7 protein-coding genes are annotated in these 8,744 nt (G+C 45.5%); 5 read left to right on the top strand and 2 right to left on the bottom strand.

The window, feature by feature from the left end; translation table 11 throughout:
- Positions 1-428: 428 nt before the first annotated feature.
- From IM479_RS00020 to IM479_RS00030, 3 genes are all read left to right on the top strand, one after another.
- Positions 429-2,813 carry a heavy metal translocating P-type ATPase gene (locus tag IM479_RS00020; protein WP_287684771.1) on the top strand — a complete coding sequence of 795 codons (2,385 nt, stop codon included), beginning with the start codon at positions 429-431 and terminating at the stop codon, positions 2,811-2,813.
- A gap of 25 nt (positions 2,814-2,838) precedes the next feature.
- Entirely contained in the window at positions 2,839-3,021 is a 183-nt protein-coding gene (locus IM479_RS00025; protein ID WP_287684772.1) for a hypothetical protein, read from the top strand.
- Between the two features lie 175 nt (positions 3,022-3,196).
- Positions 3,197-4,255, top strand: coding sequence for a putative hexosyltransferase (locus IM479_RS00030; protein ID WP_287684773.1), 1,059 nt, complete (start codon positions 3,197-3,199; stop codon positions 4,253-4,255).
- Between the two features lie 330 nt (positions 4,256-4,585).
- Here IM479_RS00030 and IM479_RS00035 read toward each other — a convergent pair whose 3' ends face one another.
- Positions 4,586-4,927: a hypothetical protein gene (locus IM479_RS00035; protein WP_287684775.1), complete on the bottom strand. Its 342-nt coding sequence runs from the start codon at positions 4,925-4,927 to the stop codon at positions 4,586-4,588.
- Positions 4,928-4,939: 12 nt separating this feature from the next.
- Here IM479_RS00035 and holB point away from each other — a divergent pair, with 12 nt between their 5' ends.
- Complete coding sequence (holB, locus tag IM479_RS00040; protein WP_287684776.1) at positions 4,940-5,905, top strand: DNA polymerase III subunit delta'; 966 nt, start codon at positions 4,940-4,942, stop codon at positions 5,903-5,905.
- 37 nt (positions 5,906-5,942) lie between these two features.
- Positions 5,943-6,185 carry a neurohypophysial hormones like protein gene (locus tag IM479_RS00045; RefSeq protein ID WP_287684777.1) on the top strand — a complete coding sequence of 81 codons (243 nt, stop codon included), beginning with the start codon at positions 5,943-5,945 and terminating at the stop codon, positions 6,183-6,185.
- 64 nt (positions 6,186-6,249) lie between these two features.
- Here the strand turns inward: IM479_RS00045 and ftsH2 are convergent, their stop codons facing one another.
- Entirely contained in the window at positions 6,250-8,136 is a 1,887-nt protein-coding gene (gene ftsH2 / locus IM479_RS00050) for an ATP-dependent zinc metalloprotease FtsH2 (protein WP_286825201.1), read from the bottom strand.
- Between the last annotated feature and the right edge of the window lie 608 nt (positions 8,137-8,744).

Below are 8,744 nucleotides of genomic sequence, written 5' to 3' on the forward strand. Positions count from 1 at the left end.
CAAGGGTTGCGCTTGCTTTGGTTTAACCTGAGCGACTTAGTTTTTGCTGCGCTTTTTTCTGGCTTGAGATTTTAGGTTCGACAGCAACTCCTTGATTGTTTTTTGAGTTACCCCTTGACAATCAAGACAGTCGCTACGTTCAGCTTATATTTAATTCCACCCACCCACTTAGGACTTGTATTAGGGAACGCACCCTACAGCGATAGCGTACTGCTACGCAGTGCCTTCGGCATCGCACTGCCCCGCTAATTGAGCGCCAGCAATCGGTATGATTCGTAATTATGCCGCAACCACTGACAATGAGCGGCAAGTATCTTCTGATAGTATTGCCGATCGAGAAGGGATTGGGAAGAGATCGCCAAAATAGTTTAAAAATCGGCCGAGAATTTCTAGGATAGAAGTAAAGACCATCCTTGCCTACTTTTTCTATGATCCTAGCCGCCGAAACTGGACTAAAAACCGCTACTCTAGACGTAAAAGGCATGAAATGCGCCGGCTGTGTGAGTGCCGTAGAACGACAACTCAGCCAAAATCAAGGGGTAAAATCGGCCCAAGTTAACCTAATCACGGAAATTGCCGTGATTGAATACCAACCAGATGCGATCGCACCAGAGCAATTAGCCGCAAAATTAACCGCGATAGGATTCCCCACCCAACCGCGCAGCTCATCGACTCCCCTTTCTCAACAAAATCAACGTCGGCAAAACCAACAAAAAGAACGGCAACAACAATTATACCGATTAGCGATCGCTTGTTGTTTACTGGTTTTTTCCCTGATCGGTCACTTACACCACATCGGGGGACCAGAAATCCCCATCTTTCAAAGTATTGCTTTTCACTGGACTTTAGCCACCCTAGCCATTTTATTCCCCGGCCGCGATATTTTCATCGATGGTTGGCGCGGATTACGGCACGGGATGCCAAATATGAACACTCTCGTTAGTTTAGGCACAGGTAGCGCCTATATAGCCAGTTGTTTAGCTCTTGTCTTCCCTAATCTCGGTCTAGAGTGCTTTTTTGATGAACCAGTCATGCTGTTAGGGTTTATTCTCCTCGGACGGACTCTAGAAGCGCATTCCCGTCATCGCGCAGCCGCAGACCTAGAAGCGCTTACCTCCCTACAACCGGCAGTGGCTCACCTGATTGGTAGTACAGATGACCGTGTGGGCGTGGCGATTCCGGTGGAACAGCTGCGCGTCGGGGAATGGGTGCGCGTCTTACCCGGGGAAAAAATTCCCGTGGATGGGGAGATTATTCAGGGAAGAACCACGGTCGATGAAGCTTTGTTAACGGGGGAATCGCTGCCGGTGGTTAAGGAAATGGGAGATCTAGTCATTGCTGGCAGTTTCAATCTCTCAGGTGCGATCGCCGTGCAAACTCGTCAGGTGGGAACTGATACCACCCTAGCTAAGATTATCGCAGCCGTGGAATCAGCGCAAACTCGCAAGGCCCCGGTGCAGAAGATAGCGGACCGGGTAGCGGGTTATTTTGCCTACGGAGTGATGATAATTGCCCTAATTGTGCTGCTCTTTTGGTATTTTTGGGGAACTAGGCTCTTTCCAGAGGTGTTAGGGTCAACCACAGGACACCACGAGCTGATTCAACCCATTTCTCCCCTACTTTTGTCCCTAAAATTAGCGATTTCTGTGCTTGTGGTCGCTTGTCCCTGCGCTCTCGGTTTAGCCACACCGACGGCCTTATTGGTGGGAACCAGTTTAGCAGCTGAACGGGGCATTTTAATTAAAGGGGGCGATGTTTTGGAAACCGTCTCGCGACTGCAAACGGTGGTTTTTGACAAAACGGGAACCCTTAGCCAAGGTCATCCAGAAATTACCGATTGTTTGAGTTTTTCTGAGCTTAATCCCCTGGAAATTCAGCAATTAGCGGCAGTAGTGGAGAGTGGTACTAATCATCCTCTTGCTCGGGCGATTTTAGACGCGGTTACTCCTCCTACTAACCTGACGGGGGAAGATTTTCAAACTGTGGCCGGATTGGGAGTTTCTGCAAGGGTGCAGGGGTCGAAAATTGTTCTGGGAAATCGGCAATGGTTGGCGCAGAACGGCATTAAAATCGATGAAACTATCCCGGGCATTCAAGAGCTTTTACAAGCGGGTAAAACGGTGATTTATCTGGGTATGGAAGAACAATTACTCGGCGCGATCGCTTTTCAGGATCGATTGCGTCCTGATGCTCAAACAACCGTTAATCAGTTACAAAAACTCGGTTTAGAGGTGATTTTACTCAGTGGCGATCGCCAAGAAGTGGTGACAGCGATCGCTAATAGTTTGGGTATTAGTCAATTTTATGCCCAAGTTGCTCCCGCCGAAAAATCGGCCTTAATTGCTGACTTACAGACAAAAGAAGGCAAAATCGTCGCTATGGTCGGGGATGGTATCAATGACGCTCCCGCACTAGGACAGGCTAACATCGGTATTGCTCTGGCCGGTGGCACGGAAGTGGCCATGGAAACGGCCGGGATCGTTTTAATTAGCGATCGCCTGGAGGATGTGGTGCAATCTCTGCATTTAAGTCTGGCCACATGGCAAAAAATCCGACAAAATCTTTTTTGGGCTTTGGGTTATAATACCCTTGCTATTCCCATTGCCGGTGGCTTATTACTACCCCATTGGGGTCTAGCTTTCAGTCCGGCCCTAGCAGCAGCTTTGATGGCTTTTAGTTCGGTTATGGTAGTGAGTAATTCCTTGCTTTTACGTCGTCAATTTCCCCCGCTCAAATCGACGCAGGAAGGCAAAAATGGCTCTTCTCGACTTTGTGTTCTTTGCTTGCTCGACAGTGGGAAGTTCTCAGCCTAGCAAGGAGAAGTCAAGAAAAAGGGACATGATCAGACCGGCATCGGCCGACCTCAGCTTGAGTGGAACGGAGGTTATTGCGGCCTACGGTCTGCGGTTCAAAATTGAAGTCACCTTCCGTACCCTCATTCATCTGCTGGGAGTCTTTGCCTATCGCTTCTGGCTCAAGGCCATGAAGACATCTCCCACCTGGCCCGCCAATCTCAACTAGATGCTATACTAGCTCCAGTTGAAAACTTACTACTTACGACTGCCCAGTTGGGTTATTTTTCATAAATTTACTACAAAGTTTCTGGCGGAGATTTGAAAATCAAACCATTGTGATAATTAGTGTAATTCTTGCCTTTTTACTAAGGCTGAGTCGCTGGCAAAACTTAACCTCAGATATGAAAGCTTACAGTAAATGGTACGATTTTATCGTCCAGCACGGAGGATTTAGTGCTTTTAAATATGATTTTGCTAACTACAATCCTCCCTACTTATATTTAATGGTTATTGCTTCTTATATTTATTCTAGTTTGCCGAAAGTTCTGGCTATCAAGCTGATTACAATACCTTTTGATTTTCTCTGTGCTTTTTTTGTTTATAAGCTAGTTCGCCTCAAATATTCTAGAGGCAAATTACCAATTATCGCTGCTATTAGTGTCTTGTTTTCTCCTACAGTTTTTTTGAATAGTTCTTACTGGGGACAGACAGATATGCTTTATACATTTTGGTTAGTTGCCTGTCTCTATTATCTAGCTATTGAGCGAAATATATTAGGATTAATCTGTTTTGGTATCGCTGTTTCTTTTAAGCAACAAGCAATGTTTTTTGCGCCTTTTTTAATCATGCTTGGTGTCAAAAAATATATCTCTTGGTTTTCATTATTGATTGTTCCCTTAGTATATTTGTTCTCTCTATTTTCAAGTTGGATGGCAGGCAGATCACTAAAAAGTTTATTGTCAATTTATCTCAATCAAGCTGGAACATTTAAAGATCTAACATTAAATGCTCCTAATCTATATGTATGGATTTCCAATCAATTTTATTCAATGGTTGTTCCCCTGGGGGCATTGCTGACAGTAACTGTTATTGTGTACCTCGTTTACATAATTTACAAAAGTCACCTTAAAATTACTATACCAGTAATGATTCAACTGGCTCTTATCTCAGTCTTGGTTGTCCCTTATTTACTGCCGAAGATGCACGAAAGATACTTTTTTGCTGCCGATGTTATTTCTATTATTTTTGGTTTTTATTACCCCCGTTATTTTTTCGTGCCAATTATTATTAATCTTGTATCTCTCTTCAGTTATTTTCCTTATCTAATGCTTCAACATGGTGTAGGAGTGCAGATATTTTCTTTGCCAATCTTGTCTCTCATTTTAGGATTGACAATATTAATCACTCTTTATCATCTACATCAAACTCTTCAGGAAGCTGAACAACAGAAATTACTCTAACAATTTTCCTTTCTGTTATTGCGAGAGGACATAGACCTGGTAAGGTGCGTTCCCCAAAACCGGAGACTTTTTCCTCCTCACCACTAAGATAACTGCTATAAGGTGGTATTTTGTCCCCAAGTCTTGGGTATCTGAAGGGTGTGGGGAAAATCTCCTCGCTGTAAGCCGTGAAATTCATCAACGTAGGCAGCAAAAACCTCATTCTCTCGTTCTCATTTTGGCGAAAGTCTCAAAACTTTTCCCTACACCCTATCCCCCACACCTCACACCCTGTCTCACTTTCAATCTGCTTGTCACCCCGTCAGCTGACGAAGACAGCAACGAATAGTTTTAAGCGGTAATTCTGGTCAGAGATTGCCCTTGATAATTTTTGGTAATAATCTGGTGAATAGATTCAAAAAATCGCCGACAACGATTATTAGTTCTCAGGGGCAATTCATGATTTTTTACCAATAAATCAATCTGAAGTTCGGAGCTAGTGGGAGGATGAATAAATAATTCCACTTTCACTAACTGTGGAAAGAGAGCATCGTTAGGAACTTCCGATAAAAGCAAGACATCGGGCCGGCGCTTGATGATTTCAAATTCACCCAAACTTAGGATATCATCGTATAAAAACCCGGTCTGATGAGGAGAAATACCGACAAAATAGGAACAGGAATAGCGAGCCATGGCAGGGAAAAGATGATAGATTGGTCACGGTTAATCGGTCAAAATCAGGCCATTGAACTACTACAAAGAGCGCTTGAAATCAATTCGATCGCTCCCGCTTACTTATTCGCCGGCGCTAAGGGAATTGGACGTAATCTGGCCGCAAAATGTTTCTGTCAAGACTTGTTAACTAGAGATCGATCGCCGGAAACAAGGGAATTAATCCTGAAACGCTTTCTGGGAGGCAATCATCCCGATTTACTCTGGATTGAACCCACTTATCAACACCAAGGCAAACTGCTCACGGCAAAAGAAGCACAGGAAAGCAATCTCAAGCGTAAAGCTCCCCCGCAAATTCGCATCGAGCAAATTCGCGAGATTACTAACTTTTTAAGTCGTCCTCCCCTGGAATCGGCCCGCTCTGTGGTAGTGATCGAGGAAGCAGACACCATGACGGAAGCGGCGGCAAATGCGCTCTTAAAAACGCTTGAGGAACCTAGAAAAGCCACTTTAATCCTGATTGCTCCCAGTCCCTCCTCTTTACTACCTACTCTCGTTTCTCGCTGTCAACACGTCCCTTTTCAGCGTCTTTCGGAAGAAAATCTCGCTCAAGTCCTCCGCTCTAACGGACACGCTCGCGTTCTCAATTATCCGGCAATTCTCGGTTTAGCCCAAGGCAGCCCCGGAGAAGCGATCGCCGCTTTAGAGTTTCTCGACAGTCTCCCCCAAGATTTACCGCAATCTTTAAGCAAATTTCCCCTAAAACTCTCCCAGTCCTTAAACTTAGGAAAAATTATTGCTCAAACCCTTGACACGGAAACCCAATTATGGTATCTGAGTTATCTTCAGTATGAGGATTGGCAACGACGAAGAGAGCGATCGAGTTTGCAAATCTTGGAAAAAACCCGCCGGCAGCTGTTAGCCTACGTTCAACCCCGTTTAGTCTGGGAATGTACTCTCTTGGAATTAGCCAAGCTACCCACCGCCCAAAAGTCTTAAAATCGTTATATTCATCGATCGAGTGGGGAGAAAGACAATGAAAATCAAATCCTTAGTTTTGCTGATTCTGTTAACCTTGACTACGGTTTTAGGCGCTTGTCAGGGAGCAAAAGAAGCCGAAGAACCGAAAAACGTCCCTACCACGGTGGAATCGCCGCAAAAAGACGAAGATAGCGATAAAGACGGGGAAAATCGGCAAAAAGACGATGATAATCAACGGGATAAAAAAGACGATGACGATGACGATGACGATGACGATGATGATGATGATGATAACTAAATCCCTAGCATAAAAAAATCGGGTGAGCTTTAACCCACCCGATCGCATCTGTATTAAAATTAACCTATAACTGGGGTACAAACTGTTCTTTTTCGGGAACGTAGGCGTATTCAGCCACAATTTGCCGGAATTCTTCCCCATTGATCGTTTCTTTTTCGATCAGCAGATCCACCACTCGATCGATCACTTCCCGATGATCGCGAATAATTTGCCGAGAAATTTCATGACAGTGTTCCACGATCGATCGCACCTGATCATCGATGCGAGTAGCCACCTTCTCAGAATACTCGGAACGATTCATCAAACCGCCACCGAGGAACACCTCACCCCCTTGACTTTCTAGGGACAAAGGACCTAAATCGCTCATCCCGAAACGAGTCACCATCTGACGGGCCATATCAGAAACTTGCTGTAAATCGCCACCGGCACCGGTAGTCACCTCATCATAGCCGAAGATTTCTTCCTCGGCCGCCCGACCACCTAAAGCACCGGAAATCCGGGCCATTAACTGCGCTTTCGTGGTTAAACCCTGTTCTTCGTTGGGAGTGAACCAAGTTAAACCCTGGGCCTGTCCCCGGGGAATCAGAGTCACTTTCTGGACGGGATCGTGATCTTTTAAGAGCGTACCCACGATCGCATGACCCACTTCATGGTAAGCGATTAAGCGCTTGCTCTTGCTATCGACTAAAGGAGTACCTTCCATACCTGCGATCACGCGATCTACCGCATCATCTATCTCTAACAGGGTAATGGCTTCTTTGCGACGACGGGCGGTTAAAATTGCCGCTTCGTTCAGTAAATTGGCTAAATCTGCCCCACTGAACCCCGGAGTGCGACGGGCGATCGCTTCGATGGAAACGTCGTTGGCCAGCTTTTTATTGCGGGCATGAACGTCTAAAATCTCTAAACGACCTTTAAAATCGGGTGCATCGACGGTTACTTGGCGATCAAAACGGCCCGGACGCATGAGAGCGGAATCGAGAACATCGGGGCGGTTAGTGGCGGCAATGATGATAATTCCCGTATTCCCCTCGAAACCGTCCATTTCTGTCAATAATTGGTTCAGGGTTTGTTCCCGTTCGTCGTTACCACCACCGATACCGGCACCCCGTTGACGACCTACTGCGTCAATTTCATCGATAAAGATTAAACAGGGAGCATTTTCCTTGGCTTTTTTGAACAAATCGCGCACGCGAGAAGCACCGACACCGACGAACATTTCCACAAATTCCGAACCGGAAATGCTGAAGAAAGGTACACCCGCTTCACCGGCGATCGCTTTGGCTAACAGGGTTTTACCCGTACCGGGAGGGCCAACTAACAGGACTCCTTTGGGGATTTTGGCCCCGACGGCGGTAAATTTCTCCGGTTGTTTGAGGAAAGTGACGACTTCCTGTAATTCTTCCTTCGCTTCGTCAATTCCCGCCACATCATCAAAGGTGATGCCGGTTTTCGCTTCCATCTGGAAACGGGCTTTTGATTTACCAAAACTCATCGCTTGACCCGGACCGCCTGGCATATTATTAGAACGGCGGAAGAGGAAAAAGAGAGCGGCAATCAGCAAAAAGGGGAAAAGTAGATTACCGAGGAATCCCCACCAAGCGCCGTCATTCCGCATCGGGTGAGCATCGAAACTAATTTTAGAATCGCGTAAACGGGCGATTAAATCGGGGGAATTGGCCGGTAAATCGACTCGTAGGCGTTGTACTCGGTTTTCTAGTTCTGGATCTAGGGCCTGTACGATCGCGGTTCTGCCACCTTCGTAGAGATCGACGCTAACAACCCTACCACTCTCTAGGTATTCTAGAAAGCGTCCGTAGGTCATGCGGGTAGTGGCGGTGTTATTGCCGATATTACCGGTGGCCGTGGCAAAAGTGCCTTGCCAGAGGAAAAAACCGACCACAAGGGCGGGCAATGTCCACAGTAAAATCGTTTTCCAGGATAGTTTCATGTTTGTTTAGTGGTTCTAGGATAAAGATTTTTGCCTAACTCATTTAGCTGTTTTTGTCAAGGATTTTAGGTTATTTTTTCGAGATTAATCCCCGCAGCCAATTAAATCTTAACTAAATGTAACGTAATTCTCATAATTCTGACAACAATGATGACGAGAGATTTTTTTAGTTCATTTGTTCTAGCAAAAGTCTCAGGGTTTCTGGGATATTGCTGGATTAGAGAAGGTCAAGATTTAACAGTAAGCTGTTGACTATCTAAATTACTCGTTAAGACTGCATGGGAGCGCCGGAGTTGAGAGCGCCGGAGTTGAGAGTTTGAGTATTTGTACTAAAACATCCAATACGCAGTTTAAATGCAGTACAGCTTAGTCCGGGTAGTGGTAATAAGTAGGGTTTGCGGCAAAAAGTTTTTCCTGGGGGCGGGGTGTAGGGTGTAGGGTGTAGGGTTTTACCGATTTTCAGGTGGTTAATTAGGGTCTGCTGAAAAAGTTATTGAAAAGCACAGGTCTCTTAATCAATGATTTCACTTAGCTACAAGCATAAGCTTTAGTTGTTGATTAGCTTCTAAGCTATAACTTATTGTCATCATTGACCGAGAAAAAGTGCG

Origin of the sequence: Microcystis sp. M165S2 (assembly GCF_020245885.1) — a bacterium.
Lineage (GTDB): Bacteria > Cyanobacteriota > Cyanobacteriia > Cyanobacteriales > Microcystaceae > Microcystis.